This is a genomic window from Microlunatus sp. YIM B11417 (assembly GCF_059617205.1).
The window spans coordinates 21,686-42,451 of record NZ_JCAMPJ010000002.1 but is presented as its reverse complement, the minus strand read 5'-3'; the positions used below and the strand labels follow the sequence as shown (position 1 = coordinate 42,451).

20 protein-coding genes and 1 tRNA gene are annotated in these 20,766 nt (G+C 71.0%); 15 read left to right on the top strand and 6 right to left on the bottom strand.

Going from position 1 to position 20,766, the window contains the following annotated elements; genetic code table 11:
- The first annotated feature begins 45 nt into the window (after window positions 1-45).
- From AC6CCG_RS10325 to AC6CCG_RS10315, 3 genes are read left to right on the top strand one after another with little or no spacing between them, the layout of a single operon-like run.
- Complete coding sequence (locus AC6CCG_RS10325; protein WP_496654451.1) at window positions 46-1,482, top strand: NAD(P)/FAD-dependent oxidoreductase; 1,437 nt, start codon at window positions 46-48, stop codon at window positions 1,480-1,482.
- Complete coding sequence (locus AC6CCG_RS10320) at window positions 1,364-2,122, top strand: aminotransferase class IV (protein WP_496655386.1); 759 nt, start codon at window positions 1,364-1,366, stop codon at window positions 2,120-2,122. The genes AC6CCG_RS10325 and AC6CCG_RS10320 overlap by 119 nt, the downstream gene beginning before the upstream one ends.
- Window positions 2,119-3,726 (top strand): bis-aminopropyl spermidine synthase family protein, encoded by a 1,608-nt coding sequence (locus AC6CCG_RS10315; RefSeq protein WP_496654450.1) that lies wholly within the window; start codon window positions 2,119-2,121, stop codon window positions 3,724-3,726. The genes AC6CCG_RS10320 and AC6CCG_RS10315 overlap by 4 nt, the downstream gene beginning before the upstream one ends.
- Here AC6CCG_RS10315 and AC6CCG_RS10310 read toward each other — a convergent pair.
- Entirely contained in the window at window positions 3,723-4,277 is a 555-nt protein-coding gene (locus AC6CCG_RS10310; RefSeq protein ID WP_496654449.1) for a TetR/AcrR family transcriptional regulator, read from the bottom strand. The genes AC6CCG_RS10315 and AC6CCG_RS10310 overlap by 4 nt on opposite strands.
- A 62-nt stretch (window positions 4,278-4,339) precedes the next feature.
- On the opposite strand from AC6CCG_RS10310, the gene AC6CCG_RS10305 reads away from it, so the two are divergent.
- Window positions 4,340-5,221: an alpha/beta fold hydrolase gene (locus AC6CCG_RS10305; protein WP_496654448.1), complete on the top strand. Its 882-nt coding sequence runs from the start codon at window positions 4,340-4,342 to the stop codon at window positions 5,219-5,221.
- A 163-nt stretch (window positions 5,222-5,384) separates the two neighbouring features.
- Here AC6CCG_RS10305 and AC6CCG_RS10300 read toward each other — a convergent pair.
- Window positions 5,385-5,467 (bottom strand) — tRNA-Leu (locus AC6CCG_RS10300).
- A gap of 254 nt (window positions 5,468-5,721) precedes the next feature.
- On the opposite strand from AC6CCG_RS10300, the gene AC6CCG_RS10295 reads away from it, so the two are divergent.
- The 6 genes from AC6CCG_RS10295 (at window position 5,722) to pknB (ending at window position 13,403) form a co-directional block, all read left to right on the top strand.
- Window positions 5,722-6,432, top strand: a complete 711-nt coding sequence (locus tag AC6CCG_RS10295; protein ID WP_496654447.1) for an FHA domain-containing protein — start codon at window positions 5,722-5,724, stop codon at window positions 6,430-6,432.
- Window positions 6,433-6,440: 8 nt separating this feature from the next.
- Entirely contained in the window at window positions 6,441-6,917 is a 477-nt protein-coding gene (locus AC6CCG_RS10290; RefSeq protein WP_179752519.1) for an FHA domain-containing protein FhaB/FipA, read from the top strand.
- Between the two features lie 8 nt (window positions 6,918-6,925).
- Complete coding sequence (locus AC6CCG_RS10285) at window positions 6,926-8,494, top strand: PP2C family protein-serine/threonine phosphatase (protein ID WP_496654446.1); 1,569 nt, start codon at window positions 6,926-6,928, stop codon at window positions 8,492-8,494.
- A 16-nt stretch (window positions 8,495-8,510) separates the two neighbouring features.
- Entirely contained in the window at window positions 8,511-9,914 is a 1,404-nt protein-coding gene (locus AC6CCG_RS10280; RefSeq protein ID WP_496654445.1) for an FtsW/RodA/SpoVE family cell cycle protein, read from the top strand.
- Window positions 9,911-11,356, top strand: coding sequence for a peptidoglycan D,D-transpeptidase FtsI family protein (locus AC6CCG_RS10275; protein WP_496654444.1), 1,446 nt, complete (start codon window positions 9,911-9,913; stop codon window positions 11,354-11,356). The genes AC6CCG_RS10280 and AC6CCG_RS10275 overlap by 4 nt, the downstream gene beginning before the upstream one ends.
- A gap of 79 nt (window positions 11,357-11,435) precedes the next feature.
- Complete coding sequence (gene pknB, locus AC6CCG_RS10270; protein WP_496654443.1) at window positions 11,436-13,403, top strand: Stk1 family PASTA domain-containing Ser/Thr kinase; 1,968 nt, start codon at window positions 11,436-11,438, stop codon at window positions 13,401-13,403.
- 32 nt (window positions 13,404-13,435) lie between these two features.
- On the opposite strand, the gene AC6CCG_RS10265 is transcribed toward pknB, so the two are convergent.
- Complete coding sequence (locus AC6CCG_RS10265; RefSeq protein ID WP_496654442.1) at window positions 13,436-14,104, bottom strand: alpha-ketoglutarate-dependent dioxygenase AlkB; 669 nt, start codon at window positions 14,102-14,104, stop codon at window positions 13,436-13,438.
- Between the two features lie 96 nt (window positions 14,105-14,200).
- Here AC6CCG_RS10265 and AC6CCG_RS10260 point away from each other — a divergent pair, with 96 nt between their 5' ends.
- Complete coding sequence (locus tag AC6CCG_RS10260; protein ID WP_496654441.1) at window positions 14,201-14,635, top strand: GNAT family N-acetyltransferase; 435 nt, start codon at window positions 14,201-14,203, stop codon at window positions 14,633-14,635.
- Between the two features lie 14 nt (window positions 14,636-14,649).
- Here the strand turns inward: AC6CCG_RS10260 and AC6CCG_RS10255 are convergent, their stop codons facing one another.
- A complete protein-coding gene (locus AC6CCG_RS10255) occupies window positions 14,650-15,288 on the bottom strand; it encodes an aminodeoxychorismate/anthranilate synthase component II (RefSeq protein WP_496654440.1) in 639 nt (212 codons plus the stop codon).
- 44 nt (window positions 15,289-15,332) lie between these two features.
- Window positions 15,333-16,154 carry a DUF881 domain-containing protein gene (locus AC6CCG_RS10250; RefSeq protein WP_496654439.1) on the bottom strand — a complete coding sequence of 274 codons (822 nt, stop codon included), beginning with the start codon at window positions 16,152-16,154 and terminating at the stop codon, window positions 15,333-15,335.
- Between the two features lie 92 nt (window positions 16,155-16,246).
- Here AC6CCG_RS10250 and AC6CCG_RS10245 point away from each other — a divergent pair, with 92 nt between their 5' ends.
- From AC6CCG_RS10245 to AC6CCG_RS10235, 3 genes are all read left to right on the top strand, one after another.
- Window positions 16,247-16,525 (top strand): cell division protein CrgA, encoded by a 279-nt coding sequence (locus AC6CCG_RS10245; protein ID WP_496654438.1) that lies wholly within the window; start codon window positions 16,247-16,249, stop codon window positions 16,523-16,525.
- A gap of 290 nt (window positions 16,526-16,815) precedes the next feature.
- The gene (locus AC6CCG_RS10240) at window positions 16,816-18,168 is read left to right on the top strand and encodes an MATE family efflux transporter (protein WP_496654437.1); all 1,353 of its coding nucleotides are present in this window, start codon (window positions 16,816-16,818) and stop codon (window positions 18,166-18,168) included.
- A 188-nt stretch (window positions 18,169-18,356) separates the two neighbouring features.
- Window positions 18,357-19,514, top strand: coding sequence for a hypothetical protein (locus tag AC6CCG_RS10235; RefSeq protein ID WP_496654436.1), 1,158 nt, complete (start codon window positions 18,357-18,359; stop codon window positions 19,512-19,514).
- 47 nt (window positions 19,515-19,561) lie between these two features.
- Here the strand turns inward: AC6CCG_RS10235 and AC6CCG_RS10230 are convergent, their stop codons facing one another.
- The gene (locus AC6CCG_RS10230) at window positions 19,562-19,996 is read right to left on the bottom strand and encodes a MarR family winged helix-turn-helix transcriptional regulator (RefSeq protein ID WP_496654435.1); all 435 of its coding nucleotides are present in this window, start codon (window positions 19,994-19,996) and stop codon (window positions 19,562-19,564) included.
- A gap of 51 nt (window positions 19,997-20,047) precedes the next feature.
- Between AC6CCG_RS10230 and AC6CCG_RS10225 the strand changes: the two genes are divergently transcribed.
- Window positions 20,048-20,647: a TIGR03086 family metal-binding protein gene (locus AC6CCG_RS10225; protein ID WP_496654434.1), complete on the top strand. Its 600-nt coding sequence runs from the start codon at window positions 20,048-20,050 to the stop codon at window positions 20,645-20,647.
- Window positions 20,648-20,766 lie beyond the last annotated feature (119 nt).

Sequence of the window (20,766 nt, the reverse complement as noted above, 5' to 3'; positions counted from 1 at the left end):
CCAGCGCCGCCGCGGATCGTCGAACCTCACCGAGGGAGGTTCGCCATGGACGGACATGCCGTCATCCTGGGCGCCGGGTTCGCCGGTCTGCTGGCGGCCCGGGTGCTGTCGCAGCGGTACGGGCGCGTGACGCTGATCGACCGGGACCCGCACGCCGCCGGCCCGCACCGCGAGGTGGCGCAGGCACCGCACGCCCACACCCTGCTCTGCCGCGGGTTGCTGGAGCTGGACCGGCTCGTTCCCGGGCTGTCGGCCGAGCTGGTCGCCGAGGGGGCGGTCACCGCGGATCCGGGTTCCGACCTGTTGCTCGTGCTGGGCGGGCACCGGCTGTGTGCCGCCTCGATCGGCGCGACCACCCTCCAGGTCAGCCGGTCCCTGCTGGACGACCGGCTGCGGGAACGGGTGCTGGCCGCGCCCGGCGTGGAGTTGATCACCGGCCGGGACGTGGTGGGGCTGCTGCCGGCCGGGATCGGGGCCCAGTGCGCCGGGGTGCGGACCGTCCGGCGGCACCCGGGCAGCGCGGCGGAGGCGGTCCCGGCCGACCTGGTCGTCGACGCGACCGGCCGCGGCTCCCGGCTCGATCGTTGGCTGGCGGCCGAGTGGCGGACCGCGGTGCCGACGGACCGGCTGCCGGTCGAGATCCGGTACGCCAGCCTGGTGACCCGGCTTCCGGCCGAGCTGCCGGGCGGCGTCCGGGGCGCCCTGATCGCGCCGACCGCCGCGTGTCCGTACGGGCTCGCGCTGTTGGCCGTCGAGGGCGGCCGGCACCTGGTCACCACGGTCGCCACCGGCGGGCATCGGGCGCCGCGTGACGAGGCCGGGTTGCATGCCGTGATCCGAAGGGTCGCGCCGGTCGGGCTGGCCGGGGCGCTGCTGGCCGGACGTTCGGAGGGGAGCGTGCGCGGCTACCGGATTCCCGCGGTCCGCCGGCTCCGCTACGACCGTGCTGCCCGGCTGCCCGGTGGCGTGATCGCGATCGGCGACGCCCTCTGCGCGCTCAACCCGGTCTACGCCCAGGGCCTGACCGTGGCCGCACTGCAGGCCGCCGGGCTGGCCGAGGAACTCGACGGCGACCTGGAAACGCTGCCGCAGCGCTACTTCCGGGCCGCTGCGGCCGTCACCGAGGCGCCCTGGGCGATCGCGGTCGGCAGCGATCTCGCTCTGCCCGAACATCGGGAGCGCCAGACCGCCGCCAGCCGGATCACGGGGGCACTGACGCGGCGGATCCAACGCGTTGCGACCGCCGACCCCGCCGTGGCCCGCCAGTTCGTCCGGGTGATGGCGCTGCTCGACCCGCCCACCGCACTGACCCGGCCGGCGTTCCTGGCCCGGGTGCTGGTGAGAGGGTTGGCCCATGGCAGTGCTGAACGGGGAGCCGGCGACCCAGGACCAGCTGGCGACCCTGGCCTTGATCAACTACGGCCATTTCACGTCGATGCTGGCGGAGAACGGGCGGATCCGGGGTCTCACCGAGCACTGTGACCGGCTGGCCCGGGACTGCCGCCGCCTGTTCGGCGCCGAGCTGCCGGTGGCGCGGGTGCGGGACTGGCTGCGGCCGGTCGTCACGGAGCCGGGGTCCCGGATGGTCCGGGTCACCGTGTTCGACCCGGCGGCGGACCTGCTGCACCCGGACGGCGAGCCGGCGGTCCTGATCACGACCCGGCCGGCCGGCACCGCGGCCCTGCCGCCGCTTCGGCTGCGCACGGTGTCGGTCCGGCGCGAACTTCCCGAGGTGAAGCACGTCGGGTTGTTCGGCACCCTCTGGGCCCGGCGGGAGGCGCGCCGGGCCGGCGCCGACGACGCCCTGCTGATCGACGGGACCATGATCACCGAGGGGCCGACCTGGAACATCGGCTTCGTCCGTGATCATGAGGTCGTCTGGCCGGTGGCGGAGGTCCTGCCCGGCGTGACGCAACTGCTGCTCAAAGGGACCGCCCCCGGTTCGGTGAGCCGACCGGTCGAAACGACCGACCTCGGCGGCTTCGCGGCGGCGTTTGCGACCAACAGCGGGTTCGGGGTCCGGCCGATCGCCGCGATCGACGAGGACGTGTTCGATCATGATCATCCGGTGCTGGGCCGGCTGAGCGAGGCCTATGCCGCCATCCCGGGTGAGACACCGTGACCGCGCTGTCCGACGTGGCGGAGCTGATCACCGAACTCGGCCCGTACGCCCGGCCGCACCGGGTCGCACTGGCCCTGCTGGACCGGGGCGGCGTCACGCTGGCCGAGTTGATCATGGAGACCGCACTGCCCCGGCGGGTGGTCGAGGAACTGCTGGACCGGCTCGCCGACGACCTCGGTCGTGATCATGATCGACTGGGCCTCGATCCGAGGCAGGCTCCGCTCTATCGCGACCGGTTCGGCCTGGCCGGACTGCTGCCCGATGATCAGGATCGACCGCCGGCCGACATGATCACCAGAATGCAGGCGATCATCGACGCCGCACCGGCTCCGGTCCGCTCCTTCGACCACGTGCCGGCGACCGCGGAGACCGTACTGCGGCGGGCCCGGTGGCTGGACCGGACCTTCGACCTGGCCGGCGCGACCGTGCTGTTCGTCGGTGATCATGACCTGACCTCGGTCGGGCTGACCCTGGTGGCACCGGCCGCACGCCCGGTGGTGGTCGACCTCGACGAGCGCCTGCTCGCCTTCCTGGCCGAGCAGCCAGGGCCGATCGCCTGCCGCTGGGCCGATCTCCGATTCGGACTGCCGACCGACCTGCACGAGACGGCGGACCTGATCTTCACCGACCCGCCCTACACGCCGGACGGGGTGCGGCTGTTCCTGCTCCGCGGACTGGCCGGGCTGCGCGACCGGAGGCTCGGCCGGCTGCTGCTGGCGTACGGGTTCGGCAGCCATCAGCCTGCCCTCGGCCTGGCCGTGCAGCGCGAACTCACCTCGCTGGCGCTGGCGTACGAGGCGATCCTGCCGCACTTCAACCGCTATCACGGCGCCCAGGCGGTGGGCAGCGCCGCGGACCTCTATCAACTGCGACCCACCCGCGGCAGTTGGGCGGCCCTGGACCGGGCCGACCGGACCCCGCTGGCGATCTACACGCACGGCGAGAACTCCGTCGAATCGGCCGGCTCCGGCGTCGAGACCGCCGAGCTGCTCGCCGCGGCCGCCGGCCCGGACCCGCTGCCGGTGGCCGCCCTGGTGGTACCGGAACGACGCCGCTCCCCGTCCGGTCCCGTGCCGGCCGTCGACCTGGCCGAGGTGCTCGCCGGCCCCGGTGCGATCCGGGATGCCCGGTCGGCCGCGGTGGCCGTGGACGCCACCGCCGATCCCGGCCCCTGGCTGGCCCGGATCCTGCTCGCCCTGTCCGGTCCGCGGGTCGCCGTCGCCGTACCGAACCATCATCCGGACCTGGCCGACCAGGCCGGCCAGCAGGCCCTGCGCGCGCTGGTCGGCGCGAAATGGGAGCTCCGGTTCCGCCGCAGCACGCCCGGCCCGCGGCTCGCGATCGTCGAGGCGGTCCGGGTCGACCCGGCGGGGCTGTCCCCCGCCGACACGTTCCGCCGCGCGATCCTGGACGGCGCCCACCGCTCCCTCGAGAACGCCTGGCGGGACGGCCTGGTCAAGGCGGCCCGGCGGGCCGGCTCGCCGCTGGAGCGCGAGGCCGCCCGAGACCGTACCGCCGCGGAGCTGCCGGCCGAACTCCTCGAAGCCCGCCCGATCGCCCTCCCCCGCGCCGGCCTCGCCGACCTCCTGGCCCGGGCCGGCTAACCCGCGGCGAGGGCGCGGACCGCGCGGTCGATGACCGGGCGCAGGTCCAGGCCGGGGTCGACGGTCAGCCGGTGCAGCAGCAGCCCGTCGCAGAGCGCCATCAGGGCCCGGCTCGCCGGGCCCGGGTCCGGTAGCCCGACCGCGGTCACGATCGCCTCGGTCCAGCGCTCGAACTCGAGGCGCTGCCGCCGCAGCGGTCCGCCGAGCTCGGGGTCGTCGGAGAGTTCCAGGAAGAGGGCGTAACGGGCCCGGGTCCGCGCGGCGAACGGCCCGGACTGCACCTCCGTCATGGCGCACAGGCCTTCAATCAACGCGTCGACGTCCGAGATCGTCGCCATCACCGCGGGATCGAAGTCGGCCCGCTCCAGCTCGGCGATCCCATCGACGACACCGCGGAGCAGGGCCCGCCGGGTCCGGAACCAGTTCGAGGTCGATCCGGGCGGCAGACCCGCGCGCTCGTCGACCCGGGCATGGGTCAGCGCCCGTACGCCCTCGCTGCCGAGCAACTCCACGGCCGCCTCGAGCGCACGATCCCGAGTCGCCGCCGGCATCGACAAAACTCCCTTCGGAGGGTTCTACTATGAACATAGTATTCCGCGTCAAAGGAGTCGCGATGTCCACCCCGACCTCAACCTGGTCGCCGCCGTTGCCGGCGGCCACAGGCTTCGATCACTTCACCGTCGAGACCCCTGGTCTCCGAACCCACGTCGCCGCCGTCGGCGAAGGTGACCCCGTCGTGCTGTTGCACGGCTTCCCCCAGCACTGGTGGCAATGGCGCACGGTCGCCCCGGCCCTCGCCGAGGCCGGCTATCGCGCGCTCTGCCCGGACCTGCGCGGAGCCGGCTGGACCGTGGCCGAGACCCCGCGGATCGAGCGCGAGACCCGCCTGCACGACCTGCTCGCCCTCTTCGACACGCTCGGGATCGAACGTGCCCACGTCCTGTCCCACGACATGGGCACGATCACCGCCCTGCAGCTGGCGTACGAGCATCCCGGGCGGGTCCGGGCCGCCGTGCAGCTCTCCGTACCGCCGTTCTTCATGCGGTTCAGCCCGAAGATCATCCCGGGCTTCCGGCACCTGCCCCACTTCATCTGGCACCGCCCCGGCACCTCGTTGCGCGGAACCTTCTCCGCCGCCTACGTCGCCCACCCTCTGTCCGAGGCCACCCTCGAGGCCCACCTGGCCCCGCTGCAACGCCCCGAGATCGACCAGGCCGTCCGGCCGCTCACCCGCGGCATGATCCTGCCCGAGTCGCTCCGCCTGAGCCGCGGCGTCTACCGCCACCGCCGCCTCACGGTCCCCACCCTCGCCGTCTTCGGCCGCCGCGACCGCCCCTGGACCGAGGAACTGATGACCCGAATCTGCCGCAACCCCGAGCGCCACGCCGACCGTTTCGAGTTCGCCTACGTCGACGACGCCGCCCACTTCATCACGGACGACGCCCCCACCGAGGTAGCCGCCCTAGCCGCCGACTGGTTCCGCAACAACGGGTAGGAGCCCCCCGCACCAAGCCGATCCGGAACCCACACCAACGCAACCCGCCAACGAATCTCCACCACCGCCGCGGGGCCTGCGGGGGCTCGGCCCCCGCAAAGAAAGGCACGCAGGCCCCCGGGAGGATGCCAAAAAGGCGGCCGACCACAGTCGACCGCCTGCGTGCGCGAGGGGGGATTTGAACCCCCACGTCCTTGCGGACACTGGCACCTGAAGCCAGCGCGTCTGCCGTTCCGCCACTCGCGCAGTTCCACATCTCGTGAGATGCGAACGCCGAGCAAGGCTAGCACGGATGTCCCGGGAACTCCGCATCGGTTGACGGGCACGACCGTGGGCGGACGCTACGTACGGCGTGGAGGTGATCCGCCCACCGTTGGACGACGGATACCATCGACCTTGCATCCGGACCGGGTGCGCCACAGGCTGGGTCGCTCACAGCCGGACGCGGCGGTCGTCCAGGGCGGCATGAGGGGTCGCCGGTGAGACCGAAAGGAGGACGGGTGGGAATCTTCCAGCGCTTCGAGAAGAAGGTCGAGGGCGCGGTGAACGGCGTGTTCGCGCGCGCCTTCAAGGGGGATGTCCAGCCCGTCGAGATCGCGGCCCGGCTGCTCCGGGAGCTCGACTCGGAGGCGAAGCTGTTGTCGCGGGACAAGCGTCTGGTCCCGAACGAGTTCGTGGTCGGGCTGTCCCAGCACGACCACGACAAGCTGGCGCCGTACAGCAAGACGCTCTCGGCCGAACTGTCCACCGAGCTGAAGTCGCACGCCCGCGACATGGGCTACCAGTTCAACGGCCCGATCCGGATCCACCTCGAGCTCAACGAGTCGCTGCCGGTCGGCCGGTTCACCGTGGCGTCCCAGGCGGTGTCCGGGGCGGGCGGTGACTCGCCGGCCAGCATCACCGCGATCAATCGGGCCCAGTTGGTGCTCGAGGTGAACGGGATGCGCCATCCGCTGCAGCCGCCGGGGCTGATCATCGGCCGGGGCAGCGAGGCGGACCTGCGGATCAACGATCCGGGCATCTCGCGCCGGCACGCCGAGATCCGGGTCGTCCATCACGGCTCCACGATCCGGGTGGAGATCGTCGACCTCGGCTCGACCAACGGCATCGTCGTCGACGGCCGCCGGGTCCGGCAGGCCCACCTGGGCGACGGATCTCGGATCGAGATCGGACAGACCCGGATGCTGGTGCATGCACCTGCCGGGCGCTGAGGACGGCGATGTCTGAGATCGCTGTCACCATTCTCAAGGTGCTGTTCCTGGCGCTACTGTGGCTCTTCATTCTCTCGGCGGTGTCCGTCATCCGCAGCGATCTGTTCGGCCGACCGGTGCCGAATCCGGACGGTGGGCGGCGGCAGGAACTCGACCAGCCCGCGCCGCCGAAGAAGCGCAAGAAGGCGAAGGGATCCCCCCGAGTGTTGGCGATCAGCGCGGGCGCACAGGCCGGCCAGCAGGCCAGCCTGTCCGACGGCGTCGTCATGATCGGGCGCGGCGCCGACTGCCAGTTGATCTTGGACGACGACTACGTGTCGACCCGGCACGCCCGGGTGGTGGCCACCACCGACGGCTATTACATCGAGGACCTCGGCTCGACCAACGGGACATACGTCAACGGCCAGCGGATCACCGCGCCGACGACGGTGACCCTGGCCGACGGGATCCGGATCGGCAAGACCGCCATGAAACTGGAGCCGTGATCGCCGCAATGACGCGCAAGCCCACGGACCCGGAGACGACCGCGTCCGCCCGCCGGGCCAAGTCGGCCTCCGAGCCCACCGAACCGGTCGATGCCACCGATCCGGTGGAGCCGGACGAGGACGTCGTCGAGTCGGACCTGCCGACCGAGACGATCGTGCTGCCGGACCTGGCCGGGCAGCCGGCGCCGGAGTCGTCGGGTCCGTACGGGCTGCGTTACGTCGCCCATTCCGAGATCGGCCTGATCCGGAAGAACAACCAGGATTCCGGGTACGTCAGCCCGCGGCTGCTGCTGGTCGCGGACGGGATGGGCGGGGCCGCCGCCGGTGATCTTGCTTCGGCGATCGCCGTGGATTCGGTACGGCACGTCGACGCCGAGGTCCAGCCGGAGCGGGAACTGACCGTCCTCGCCGACGCGATCCGGGCCGCCAACGAACGGATCTCCGACTTCATCGCGGCCGACTTCTCGCTGGAGGGCATGGGCACCACGGTCACCGGCGGGCTGTTCGACGGCCACGCGTTGGCCCTGGCCCACATCGGGGACAGCCGTGCCTACCTGTTCCGCGACGGCTCACTGGAACGGCTCACCCATGATCACAGCTGGGTGCAGTCGCTGGTCGACGAGGGCAAGATCAGCGAGGAGGAGGCCGCGGTCCATCCGCACCGTTCCCTGCTGGTCAAGGTGCTGAACGGGCAGCCGGCCGCGGACCCCGACCTGACCACGGTCGAGTTGCGGCTCGGTGATCGACTGCTGCTCTGCAGCGACGGTCTGTGCGGTCTGGTCGAGGATGATCAACTCGCGACGGCGCTGGCCGAGCCGGATCTGCACACCAGCATGGAGCGGATGGTCGAGGCGGCCCTCACCGAGGGCGGCATCGACAACATCACGGTGGTGGTCGCCGACGTCGTCGACAGCGAGCCGGACGACCGGGTGATGATCTTGGGCGCCGCCTCGGAGCGGGAGATCCCGGCGGTGCCGCCGCGGCCGGACCGGGCCGAGCGCGACTTCGGCGACGAAGACGATCTTGTCGACCCGATGTCGGAGGACGCCGTCGAGCCGGAGGACGGCGACGACGAGGCCCGCTACGAACCGCAGGCGCCGAGCCGCCGCCGGCTGCTCCGCCCGCTGATCGGGGTCGTCGCGCTGGTGGTGCTGCTGGCCGGCGCGGTCGCGGCCGGCTACGCCTGGACCCGGACCCAGTTCTTCGTCGGCGCCGCCGATGATCAGGTGGCGATCTTCCAGGGCCTGCCGGACCCGGTGCCCGGCTTCTCCCTCTCCACCGTCTACGAGGTGCAGCCGCTGACCCTGTCGGCGCTGCCGTCGGCGTACCAGGACCAGGTCCGGTCCAACATCGAGGTGGCCGATCTGACCGCGGCCCGGCAGACCGTGGCCCGGTTGACCGAGGCCGCCGGCCAGGGCAAGACGGAGGACCCGAAGCCGCCGTCCACGCCGCCGAACGGAACTTCGCCGAGCCCGACGCCGTCGGCCAAGTCGTCGGCATCCCCGTCGTCGTCCACGTGTCCGCCGAAGCCGAGCGGGACGGCCTCTCCGAATGCCGGCCCGGGGCAGCCATGCTGACCCGGCCCCGATACCGATGAGTGCGGCGGCACCGGCCCAAACCGTCGTCCCGCGGAAGCGGCGCGGCGTCGAGTTGCTGCTGATCATCCTCGCGCTGGGGATCGGCATCGGCGGCTATGCGATGGTCGACTACAACCTGAACGGACGGCTGGACGACTTCTTCGCCGTCCACGCCGGCGTGCTGACCGTGCTCGCCCTGGCCGCCCACGTCGTGGTGCGCTGGCGGCTGCCGTACGCGGACCCGGTGATCCTGCCCTGCGGCGTCGTGCTGAACGGGCTCGGGCTGGCGGTGATCCACCGGATCGACCTGGCCAACGACCCGCCGATCTTCGGTGCCCGGACCCAGTTGATCTGGACCGCGATCGGGCTGGTCCTGTTCATCCTGTGCGCGGTGATCATCCGTGATCACCGTCCGCTGCAGGGCTTCACGTACACGCTGTTCCTGGTCGGTCTGGTCCTGTTGCTGCTGCCGCTGGTGCCGGGCCTCGGCCGCGAGGTGTACGGGGCGCAGATCTGGATCGGCATCGGACCCTATTCCTTCCAGCCGGCCGAGGCGGCCAAGATCCTGCTGTCGTTGGCGTTCGCGTCCTATCTGGTGGAGAAGCGGGACGTGCTGGCGCTGGCCGGCTGGCGGGTGATCGGGCTGGACCTGCCGCGACTTCGTGATCTTGGTCCGATCCTGCTGATGTGGCTGGTCAGCCTGGCGATCTTGGTCTTCCAGCGCGACCTGGGCACCTCGCTGCTGTTCTTCGGCCTGTTCGTGATGATGCTGTACGTCTCCACGGAGCGGGCCGGCTGGCCGGTGCTCGGCACCATCCTGTTCGCCGGTGGCGCCTGGCTCGGGTACCTCAACTTCAACCACGTCAAGATCAGGGTCAGCTCCTGGCTGGACCCGTTCTCCAACTATGACCAGAACTACCAGGTGATCGTGGCCCAGTTCGGGATGGCCTGGGGCGGCCTGCTCGGCACCGGGCTCGGGCTGGGCCGGCCGGGCCTGGTCCCGCTGGCCCGGAGCGACTTCATCGCCGCCGCGGTCGGCGAGGAGCTCGGCCTGACCGGGCTGATGGCGGTGATCATGATCTACGGGCTGATCGTCGCCCGAGGCCTGCGGACCGCGCTGCAGTGCCGGGAGCCGTTCGGCAAGCTGCTTGCGGCCGGCCTCTCGTTCGCGTTCGCGCTGCAGGTGTTCACGATCATCGGCGGCGTCACCCGGCTGGTCCCGCTGACCGGCCTGACCACGCCGTTCATGTCCCAGGGCGGATCCTCGATGATCTGCAACTGGATCGTGCTGGGTCTGCTGATGATCATTTCGCACCAGGTACGCAAGCCGGTGCCGACCATCGCCGAGCGCGGCTCGGACGACGAGACGACCCAGCTGCTGCCGCTGGTCCCGGCCGGTCCGGGCGGAGGTGCCCGATGAACAAGCCGATCCGCCGGGTCGCGATCGTGACCATGATCATGTTCGCCCTGTTGCTGGCGAACGGGTCCTATGCGGCGATGTTCCGCACCCAGGAGCTCAATGCCAACCCGCTGAACCGGCGCGCCCGGGATGCCGAGTTCGCCCAGGACCGCGGCGCGATCGTGGCCGGCGACGAGAACAAGACGGTGCTGGCCGAGACGACCGAGATCAAGGACCGGTTCAAGTATCTGCGCAACTATCCGGACGGCGAGCTGTACGCGGCACTGACCGGCTACTACTCCTACGATCACGCCCGGACCGGGCTGGAGAACAGCTACAACACCGAGCTGGCCGGCACCGACGACTCGCTGTTCGTCCGGCGGCTGATCGACATGATCACGAACCGTACGCCGCAGGGCGCCAGCATCGAGACGACGATCCTGCCCGAGGTGCAGCGGGCGGCCGCCGAGGCGCTGGAGGGCCAGAAGGGTGCCGTCGTCGCGCTGGATCCGAAGACCGGCGCCGTGCTGGGCCTGGTCACCAGCCCGACGTTCGACCCCAACGAGATCGCCAGCCACGACATCAGCAAGGCCGACAAGGCGTACCGGGAACTGAACGCGGACAAGCAGCGGCCGCTGTCCAACCGGGCGGCCCGGGAGATCTATCCGCCCGGCTCGACGTTCAAGCTGGTCACCGCGGCCGCCGCGCTGGAGGCGGGACTGAAGCCGGACAGCAAGGTGGCCTCACCGGACAAGCTGCGGCTGCCCGGCACCGGGCGGGACGTCGGCAACGACACCAACTGCGGCGGTACCCAGATCACCATCAGCCAGGCACTGAACGTCTCCTGCAACACGGCTTTCATGAACCTGGGCCTGCAGCTCGGACAGGACAAGCTGCGGGCGCAGGCGCAGAAGTTCGGTTTCAACCAGCGCCACCTGTCCGATCTCGGGGCTGCGGCGAGCCAGTTCCCGGACGACCTGAACGGGGCCGAGCTGGCGCTCAGCTCGATCGGCCAGTTCGACGTCGCGGCCAGCCCGCTGCAGATGGCGATGGTCACCGCCGCGATCGCGAACGACGGCGTGCTGATGGACCCGTACCTGGTCAACACGGTGCGCGGTCCGGACCTGCAGCCGATCAGCACGCACAAGCCGACCGAGGTCGGCGCGGCGATGAGCCCGGAGAACGCACGGCTGCTGAAGCAGATGATGGTCGGCGTCGTCACCGACGGCACCGGCGGCCGGGCCGCGATCGACGGCTTCACGGTCGGCGGCAAGACCGGCACCGCACAGTCTGACCCGAAGCGGAAACCCTTCGCCTGGTTCACTTCGTTCGCCGAGGTGGACGGCAAGCAGGTCGCCGTCGCGGTGATGATCGAGGACGCGGACATCGAACGGAACGACATCAGTGGCGGCCGGCTGGCCGCTCCGATCGCGAGAGACGTGATGAAGGCGGCTCTCGAATGACCACGTCCAGGGTGACGGCGCTGAATAGCGCTCCGGCCCCCGGTTGGCCAGAATGGCACGGGGTCGAGAAAGGATTGCGATGACAGGCGACCAAGGGATGGTCGGCGGGCGCTACCAGATGGAGGGTCTGCTGGGGCGTGGCGGCATGGCCGAGGTCTGGCGTGCCGTCGACACCCGGCTCGGCCGACCGGTGGCGGTGAAGCAACTGCGGGCGGATCTGGCCACCGATCCCACGTTCCAGGCCAGGTTCCGGCGGGAGGCGCAGTCGGCAGCCGGTCTGAACCATCCCACGATCGTCGCCGTGTACGACACCGGCGAGGAGCCGGACCCGCACACCGGCGTCTCGGTGCCGTACATCGTGATGGAGCTGGTCGAGGGCCAGACTCTGCGCGACGTGCTGCGGGACGGGCGCAAGATCCTGCCCGAGCGCGCGCTGGAGCTGACCCAGGGTGTGCTGGACGCGCTGAGCTACAGCCACAAGGCCGGGATCGTCCACCGCGACATCAAGCCGGCCAACGTGATGCTGACCCGGACCGGCCAGGTCAAGGTGATGGACTTCGGCATCGCCCGCGCGGTCGCCGACACGTCCGCCACGATGACCCAGACCGCGGCCGTGATCGGGACCGCGCAGTACCTGTCGCCGGAGCAGGCCCGCGGCGAGACCGTGGACGCCCGGAGCGACATCTACTCCGCCGGCTGCCTACTGTTCGAGCTGCTGGTCGGCCGGCCGCCGTTCGTCGGCGAGTCGCCGGTCAGCGTCGCGTACCAGCACGTCCGCGAGATGCCGATGGCGCCGAGCGAGCTGGACCCGGTGATCACACCGGACATCGACGCGATCACGCTGAAGGCGCTGGCCAAGAGCCCGGACGACCGCTATCAGTCGGCCCGCGAGATGTGGCGTGACATCGCCCGGGTGCTGTCCGGGCAGCAGGCGACCGCCGTGGTGCCGCCGGTGCCGAGCGCGGACGACAACGCGACCCGGGTGGTGCCGCCGGTGCCGGTCGTGCCGGCCCACCAGCCGGATCCCGAACCGGATCCCGAGGACGATTGGGACGACGAGGATGACCGGCCGAAGAACCGGGCCGGCCTGATCGTCTTCATCGTCGGCCTGGCCGTGCTGCTGGTCGCCGGCGCCGCCTTCGCCATCTACCAGTTCGGCGGTTTCGGGCAGCAGACAGGCCCCTCGCCGACGCCTTCGTTCTCGCCGACCCCGTCGGTCGTGATGGTCAAGGTGCCGCGGGTGATCGGCTACAACAAGGAGGCGGCGGAGAGCCAGCTGACCAACGCCGGCCTCAAGGTCGATGCGCGCAGCGTCAACGGCAAGGACGACGGCAGCGTCGGCACCGTGGTCAAGCAGGATCCGCAGGACGGCGAGGTCCCCGAGGGCTCGGTGGTCAAGCTCAACATCAACGTCGGCCCGAAGCAGGTGCAGATCCCGGACGACCTGCTCGGCAAGAACGTCGACGACGTGACCAAGGAGCTCAAGGACCTCGACTTCGAGGTCGAGGTGGTGGACGCCACCGAGGAGGACCTGGACGACAACGAGGGCGACGTGCTGGAGATCGACCCGAAGGAGGGCTCGACCCAGCCGGCCGGCAGCAAGGTGACGCTGACCGTCGCCACCGGGAAGTCCGAGGTGCCAGGCCTGATCGGCAGCACCGTCGAGAAGGCGGAACGGGACGCCGAGGACCGCGGCTTCGAGATCGTCTGGAAGACCCGCGAGGACCCCGACGCGACGCCGGACACCGTGGTCGCGCAGGATCCCGAAGAGGGCACGATGCTCAAGCGCGGCTCCAAGATCACCGCCTACCGCGCCGTGGCGCCCGAGCCGGATCCCGATCCGACCTCCTCGTCACCGCCGCCGTCCAGCAGCCAGCCGCCGTCCGGCTCGTTCGGGCCGCCGAGCAACTCGCAGTCACCGCCGGGAGGCGGTGACGCCGATTCCGACGACGACGGCGAGGGCAACGCCAACGGCGGCGGCAACGCGAACGGGAACGGCAACGCCAACGGCTTCTTCGGCTGGTTCGGTTGGCGGCACGGCGGCTGACCGTCAGCCGCTGAACTCCCGGTCCGCGGCGTTCACCGAACGCCGCGGGGCCGGAACTGGATGCTGATCCGGGGACCGACCGGGCGGGCGGTCTTCGGGATCGCGTGCTCCCAGGTCCGCTGGCAGCTGCCGCCCATCACGATCAGGTCGCCGGGTGCCAGGCTCTTCCGGATCGTCACGCCGCCGCCGCGGGGCCGGAGCAGCAGGGACCGGGCCGAGCCGACCGAGAGAATCGCCACCATGGTGTCCTCGTTCCGGCCCCGGCCGATGGTGTCGCCGTGCCAGGCCACCGAGTCCCGGCCGTCCCGGTAGAGACAGAGGCCCGCGGTCCGGAACGGCTCGCCCAACTCTGCCGCGTAGTGCGCCGACAGCGCATCCCGCGCCTCCTCGAGCACCGGATGCGGCAGTTGGTCGTGCTCGTCGTAGAAGCAGAGCAGCCGGGGCACGTCGACCACCCGCTCATACATCTGGCGACGCTCCGCGTACCACGGGACGTCGGTGACAAGGCTCCGGTAGAGCAGGTCGGCACCGCTCAGCCAGCCCGGCAGCACGTCGACCCAGGCCCCGCGGCCCATGTCCTCACGGGTGATCAGTCCGAGCAGCGGAGTCAGCCCGATGGTCCCCTGGTCGAACAGGGAGCCCTGGATCGGCTCCGGTGCCCAGTCGCGTGGCTCGGGTGCGAGCGCCTGTTGTCCAGCCATGGTTGCAGCATAGCCGAAGATTCGCTACTGTGTTCGATATTCCCGGGTGCGGCCGGATCACTTTCTGTCAGGAACACGTCCTGCAAGGATTCGGGAGTGACCTATGAGTTCGATGACGACCCGGCGCGGCTCGACGCCGACGCGATCTGGGCCTTTCTCTCCACCGATGCGTACTGGGGACGCTGGCGGTCCCGGGCCGACTTCGACCGGCAGCTCGCCACCGCCTGGCGCGTCGTCGGAGGGTACGTCAGCCACACCGGAGCCCTGGTGGCGTTCGCCCGCGCCGTCTCCGACGGAGTCTCGGACGCCTACCTCGCCGACGTCTTCGTGCTGCCCGACCACCGCGGCCAAGGACTCGGCCGCCGGCTCGTCTCGACCATGGTGGATCACGGTCCGGGCGCCCGGTTCCGCTGGACGCTCGCCACCAAGGACGCGCACGAGCTCTACCGTTCGTACGGCTTCGCCGAGCCCGACGAGACCTTCATGGTCCGGCCGGCCCACCCGGAAAGGAGGTTGCCGGACCCGCTCTGAGCCCGGCGGGTGATTCAGGAGTGCGCCGACATCAGCGGAGCGAGGCCGACGGCGCGCGCGGGCGCCTGGGTGTCGCCGCAGACCGCGAGCCAGTTGGCCAGCAGCTGATAGCCGCCCTCTGTGAGCACCGACTCCGGGTGGAACTGCACGGCCTCGACCGGCAGTTCGCGATGGCGCACGGCCATGATCACGTTCTCGTCGGTCCGGGCGGTCACCTCGAGGACGTCCGGCAGCGTCTCCGGCATGATCGCCAGCGAGTGGTAGCGCGTCGCGGTGAACGGTGACGGCAACCCGGCCAGCACGCCGGCGCCCTCGTGCAGCACGCTCGAGGTCTTGCCGTGCAGGAGTTCCGGAGCCCGGTCGACGACGCCGCCGTACGCGACGCCGATCGCCTGCAGCCCGAGGCAGACGCCGAAGATCGGCACCCGCCCGCCGTACTCGGTGACCAGCCGGACGCACACGCCGGCCTGCTCGGGGACGCCCGGGCCGGGCGACAGCAGGATGCCGTCGAACTCGGCCGCGAAGTCGGGGTCGTCGAAGCGACGGTCGTCGTTACGCCAGACCTCGACCTCGGCCCCGATCTGAGCGAGGTACTGCACGAGGTTGTAGACGAAGGAGTCGTAGTTGTCGACGACGAGGATCTTCACGGGCACCGCACCATTGTGCCCCGTGAGCCGGACTGCTGCCCACGGCGGGATCACCGGGTTCCCGGGCTCCGGTTGTCACCACCGAGCGAGCGCGCGTAACGGAGTTCGGAACCGGGGTAGGCCGGGAACTTCGCGTTGGCGTCGAAGCCCGTCCGGTAGACGAGGCCGTACGCGTCGACGTAGCGCTGGAAGACGTTGACGAACTCGGAATTGGCCAGGCCGTCCTCGAGTTGCCGGCGGTCGCCGATCGCCTTGATCTCGTACGGCGGCGCGTACGGGATGCCGTGCAGCACCACCGTGTTGCCGACGCATTTGATGCCCGTCGTCGAGATCACCCGCTGGCCCTGGATCGTCATCGCCTCGGCACCGGACTGCCAGAGGATGTTGACGATCGCCTGGATGTCCTGCTGGTGCACCACGAGCAGGTCGGCGTCGATGCCGTCGGCGGCCACGGTCTCGGGCGCATCGTCGAGGGTGACCGAGACGGCCGGTCCGGCGACGCCCCGGAGTCCCGCGATGTCGGACTGCCGTTCCAGCTCGGCGATCCGGCTCGGATCGACGCCGGTCCCCTGCTCGGCCAGCTTGTCGACCTCCTGGCGCAGCTCGTCGGCCCGGCGGCGGAGCTCCTCGCTGTTCCAGGCCTCCGACCGGACCAGTCCGACCAGGTCGGTGTTCCGGTCGGGCCGGAGATCGGTGCCGCGGGCGCTGAGCCCGCCGACCACGATCATCAGACCGGCCAGGAGGCACAGCACGGTCGTCGCGGTGCGTCCCAGCAGCCGCTTCGGGCCGGTGATCTGCTGCCGGTCACGGGCGCGTCCGAGCACCCGGTTGACCCGGTTCAGCAGCTCTCCGACCGGATGTCGCGACGCCATGCTCCGACAGTAGTGCCCTCGGGCGAGGGCCGGAGAATGGCGCCGGTCCGGGGTCACTGACTACCCTGGGCAGCAACGAGCGAGGAGTATGCGTGCCCGAGTCCAAAACCCGGAAATCCGTCGAGAAGAAGAAGCCCAAGAAGTCGACGGAGCCGAAGCCGACACCGACCAGGCGGGTCAAGCCGCCGAGCAGTCGGCGTTGGGTCCCGCCAACCTTCATCACGGTCGGGTTGCTCGGTGTCGCCTGGCTGATCGTCTATTACGTGGCCGGCCAGAACATCCCCGTGATGTCCGAGCTGGGCAACTGGAACATCCTGATCGGCATGGGCGGCCTGGCCGGCGCCTTCGTCATCGCCACCCTCTGGCGCTGACGCCGACGAATCACACCGGTGTGATTCTCCACAGCTGGGGGTAACCCTGTGGACAACTGCTGCGGGTTGCCGACGACGTGAGTGGGTCCCCTGCCGCGCAGCGGCATTCCGCCGGCAGATAGGGAAGAGGCCGGACGGACTTGGGGGCGCGCAGGCAGGGGACCACCAGCACCCATGGTGACAGCCGCGAGCCCTGACTCCCGGTTGATTCTGCTGGCGTGTTCCCTGGTCAGGCGCCGTTGACGGACCCATGGCCGTCGGCGCGGACGCCGCCTGGGACAATACTGGCGATGCCTCACACGCCCGGGGCCGGCTCCCGTGGCCTCCTCGGACGTCTCCTCTCCAAGCAGGATCGGGAGATCTTCGCGCTGGCCGTGCCGGCCTTCGCCACACTGCTCTCCGAGCCGCTGCTGCTGCTCGCCGACTCCGCGATCGTCGGCCACCTCGGCACCACCCAGCTGGCCGGGCTCGGGCTCGCGGCGAACGTGCTCGCCTTCCTCGTCGGGTTGGCCGTCTTCCTCGCCTACGGCACCACCGGCACCGTCGCCCGGCGACTCGGGGCCGGTGATCGGGCCGGGGCGATGACCGGCGGCCTGGACGGGATGGTGCTCGCGGTCCTGCTCGGCGTCCTGCTCTGCGTCGCCCTGCAGTTGGCGATGCCGGCCGTGCTCGGGATCTACCGCGCCGACCCGGAGGTCACCGCCGCGGCCACCAGCTATCTCCGGATCGCCGCCCTCGGGCTGCCGTCGGTACTGCTCGTGTTGGCCAGCACCGGCGTACTGCGCGGGCTGCACGACACCAGGACGCCGCTCTTCGTCGTGATCGCGACGAATCTGGCGAACATCGGGCTCAACGTCCTCTTCGTGTACGGGCTCGACTTCGGCATCGCCGGCTCGGCGGTCGGCACGCTGATCGCCCAGACCGGCGCTGCGGTCGTGCTCGCGGTGTTCGTGGTCCGGGCGGCCCGGCGGGACGGGGCCCTACTCCGGTTCCGGCCCCAGGGCATCCTGTCCGCGGCCCGGACCGGGGTCTGGCTGGTCATCCGGACCGCGGCGCTGCAGGCCGGCTACACGATCACGGTGATGGTCGCGGCCACCGGTGGCGCGACCGCACTGGCCGCGCACCAGGTGGTCGGCTCCCTGTGGACCCTGCTCGCGTTCGCCCTCGACTCGATCGCGATCGCCGCGCAGGCGATCATCGGCACGGCCCTCGGCGCCGGCGACACCGAGCGGGGTCGAGCGGCGATGCGCCGGATGATCGGCTGGGGTGTCGTCTCCGGCGTCGCGTTCGGCATCATCGCGCTGCTGGCCCGGCCGCTCTACGTCGGGCTGTTCACGCCGGATCCGGAGGTGGTCCGGCTGATCACCGCGGTACTGGTCGTCGTCGTGATCATCACCCCGATCGCCGGCGTCACGTACGTGCTGGACGGGATCCTGATCGGCGCCGGCGACGGACGCTACCTGGCCCTCGCCGGGCTGGTCGCGCTGGCCGCCTACCTGCCGCTGGCGTACCTGGTCGGCAGCAACCGGGCCGGCCTGGTCTGGCTGTGGATCGCCTGGGGCGGCTACATGACGGCCCGGGTGATCACGCTGCTGCTCCGGGCCCGCGGGACCGCCTGGCTCCGCACCGGCGCGACCGTCTGACCCGGACTCCCCACCGCCGGCGCGGCGATCACCCGGACACCCCGCCGGCTCACCCGCGGGGGTGATGCCGCGACCCAGCGCCCGGCGAGAAGGTCGACTCATCCGGGGTTCCCCGCGGCGTGGTTCGGGGGAGCGAAGCGGAGGAGAACCCCGTCGTGGGGTGGATCTGCCGAGTCGAAGGGGTCACCATGATCAACCAACTGCAGCAACGCGGCCGGCCGAAGCCGGGCCCGGTCGACCGCAGGACGGACCGCCCGCTGATCGTGCTGGCCGGCCTGGCCGGACTGTTCTGCACGGTGCTCGCCGCGGTCTGGCTCGCCGTGCCCGCGACCAACCTGATGGCCAACACGACCGGCCAGTTCAACGCCGCGCTCTCGTTGCTCAACGGGCTGGCCGGCCCCGCGGCGACCGCAGGAGCCCTGCTCGGCGCCGGCCTGGTCGCCGTCGCGACGGCCACGGTCCTGCTCGTCCGTGGACCGGCCTCGTTGCCCGCCGTCCTGGTGATCATGATCGGCGTCGCGGTGCCGCTGCTGATCGGCATCGGGATCCTCAACGAGACCGCGATCATGATGGCCGGCTATCTGATGGCCCTGGCCGTGGTGGCCGGCAGCGTGTTGCTGGTCGTCCAACTGGTCCGCAAGTTCACGATCGGCCGCTGGCTCGCGCTGGCGGCCGTCGCGGGGATCGTCGCGATCTTCGCCACCGGGCTGGTGCCGGCCGACTCGCTGCTGGTGCTGGCCGGCCGGATCGCCGGGTTGCGCGACCGGCTCGGCATCGTGGCGATCATCTTCGCGCTCGCCGCGACCACCCTGCTGTGGCTGCTCGTCGCGGCCCGCACCGCCCAACGGAACCGGCTGCTGGACCGGCCGGCCGCCTGGGTGTTGCGGCACCGTCGGGTGATCACGATCCTGGCCGCGCTCGGTCCGCTGCCGTACTGCCTGATCCGGCTGACCTGGCTGACTCCGTGGCCGTACGGCGGCGGCGAGGGGCTGCCGCCCGACATCCGGATCTGGGGCGTGCTGCTGTCCTCCGGCGGCTGGGCCGGCCTGATCCTCACCCTCGGCCTGATCTCCCGCTGGGGTGAGATCTTCCCGCGCTGGGTCCCGTTCTTCGCCGGCCGTCCGGTGCCGGTCTGGGCGGCCGCCGGTCCCGGGTCGTTCGTCGCGGCCATCCTGATGGTCTCGGCGGTCCCGATGATCAGGAGCTTCGGCTCCGTCGGCGTCGTCGACGGCCTGATCAGCGCGGTGATCTTCCCGTTCTGGTTCTGGGGACCGATGCTGTCGCTCGCCGTCTGGGGGTACGTCCTGCACCGGCGGTCCGCCCCGCCAGGATCGAACGCGCACTGAGCTTGTCGAAGGGCCGGAGCGGGATCGTGCCTTGCCCTTCGACAGGCTCAGGGATCGGAACGGGTGAGCTCGGCCAACGACTGGGCCACCCTGAGGAAGGTACGGCGATCGGCGGCGGGAAGCGGAGCGAGAAGGCGCTCCTCTTCCCGCTGGATCGCTGCCTGGGCACGGTCGCGGGCCCGCCGGCCCTTCGCCGTGATCGCCACCAGCCGGACCCGACGGTCGTCCGGATCGACGTCGCGGGTGATCATGCCGGCTTCCTGCAGCGTGTCCAGGTCCGCGATGATCCGGGTCTTGTCCGCGCCGATCATCTCGGCCAGCGCAGCCTGGGTACGCACCGGCTCGGCGCCGAGGGTGATCAGGATCGAGTAGCCCCACATGGTGAGGCCGTTCGCCTCCAGGATCGGCCGCTCCATCGCCATCAACTCACGGACGAACGGAAACAGCATCGCCGCCAGGTCGGGCCGCTCGCTCATCGCCATGATCCGACGGTACCCTTGAACAGATGATATGCGTGTGCCTATGATCTACACATGCCTACTGATTCCTTGATCGCTCAGCACGCGGTGGCGGCCCGGCGGACCGTGGAGCTGGCCGAGCAGGCCACACCCGAGCAACTGTCCGCCCCGACCCCCTGCGCCGGCTGGAGCCTGCGCCAGCTGCTGGACCACCTGACCACCGAGAACCTCGGCTTCGCAGCCGCCGCCCGCGGCCGGGGCAACGACCCGGAGCCCTGGGCCGGCGACCCGAACCGGGCCGACCCGGTGGCGGACTACGCGGCCGCGACCAAGACGCTGCTCGAGGCGTTCGCCGAGCCGGGCGTGCTGGACCGCTCGTTCGCCCTGCCGCTGCTGACGCGGGAGCGCGAGTTCCCCGGCGCGCAGGCAGTGCTGATGCAACTCGTCGACTCGGTCGTGCACGCCTGGGATCTGGCCCGCACGCTGGACCTGCCGCTCGAGTTCGACGACGCGATCCTCCGGCCGGTGCTCGACCTGTCCGAGCAGATTCCGGACGATGCGTCCCGCACGGAGCCCGGCTCCCCGTTCGGCCCGGCCGTTCCGTACGCCGACGACGCGACCTCGCTGGACAAGATCGTCGCGCTGCTCGGCCGCAACCCGTCCTGGCCGCACTGACGCCGACCGAGTGGCCCGGCGCAGGGTTCGGGTGAACTTCCGCCGCGACTGACCGGCGGGAATTCACCCGACAGCGCGCCGGCGCCTGGTCGAAGCCGCCGATCGGCAGTGCGCGCGGC

Excerpts from the sequence above, each read along its gene's own strand:
- AC6CCG_RS10325 (WP_496654451.1), top strand. The coding sequence starts at position 46 with ATGGACGGACATGCCGTCATCCTGGGCGCCGGGTTCGCCGGTCTGCTG.
- AC6CCG_RS10310 (WP_496654449.1), bottom strand. The coding sequence starts at position 4,277 with ATGCCGGCGGCGACTCGGGATCGTGCGCTCGAGGCGGCCGTGGAGTTG.
- AC6CCG_RS10305 (WP_496654448.1), top strand. The coding sequence starts at position 4,340 with ATGTCCACCCCGACCTCAACCTGGTCGCCGCCGTTGCCGGCGGCCACA.
- AC6CCG_RS10290 (WP_179752519.1), top strand. The coding sequence starts at position 6,441 with ATGTCTGAGATCGCTGTCACCATTCTCAAGGTGCTGTTCCTGGCGCTA.
- AC6CCG_RS10285 (WP_496654446.1), top strand. The coding sequence starts at position 6,926 with ATGACGCGCAAGCCCACGGACCCGGAGACGACCGCGTCCGCCCGCCGG.
- AC6CCG_RS10280 (WP_496654445.1), top strand. The coding sequence starts at position 8,511 with ATGAGTGCGGCGGCACCGGCCCAAACCGTCGTCCCGCGGAAGCGGCGC.
- AC6CCG_RS10275 (WP_496654444.1), top strand. The coding sequence starts at position 9,911 with ATGAACAAGCCGATCCGCCGGGTCGCGATCGTGACCATGATCATGTTC.
- pknB (WP_496654443.1), top strand. The coding sequence starts at position 11,436 with ATGACAGGCGACCAAGGGATGGTCGGCGGGCGCTACCAGATGGAGGGT.
- AC6CCG_RS10265 (WP_496654442.1), bottom strand. The coding sequence starts at position 14,104 with ATGGCTGGACAACAGGCGCTCGCACCCGAGCCACGCGACTGGGCACCG.
- AC6CCG_RS10250 (WP_496654439.1), bottom strand. The coding sequence starts at position 16,154 with ATGGCGTCGCGACATCCGGTCGGAGAGCTGCTGAACCGGGTCAACCGG.
- AC6CCG_RS10240 (WP_496654437.1), top strand. The coding sequence starts at position 16,816 with ATGCCTCACACGCCCGGGGCCGGCTCCCGTGGCCTCCTCGGACGTCTC.
- AC6CCG_RS10235 (WP_496654436.1), top strand. The coding sequence starts at position 18,357 with ATGATCAACCAACTGCAGCAACGCGGCCGGCCGAAGCCGGGCCCGGTC.
- AC6CCG_RS10230 (WP_496654435.1), bottom strand. The coding sequence starts at position 19,996 with ATGGCGATGAGCGAGCGGCCCGACCTGGCGGCGATGCTGTTTCCGTTC.
- AC6CCG_RS10225 (WP_496654434.1), top strand. The coding sequence starts at position 20,048 with ATGCCTACTGATTCCTTGATCGCTCAGCACGCGGTGGCGGCCCGGCGG.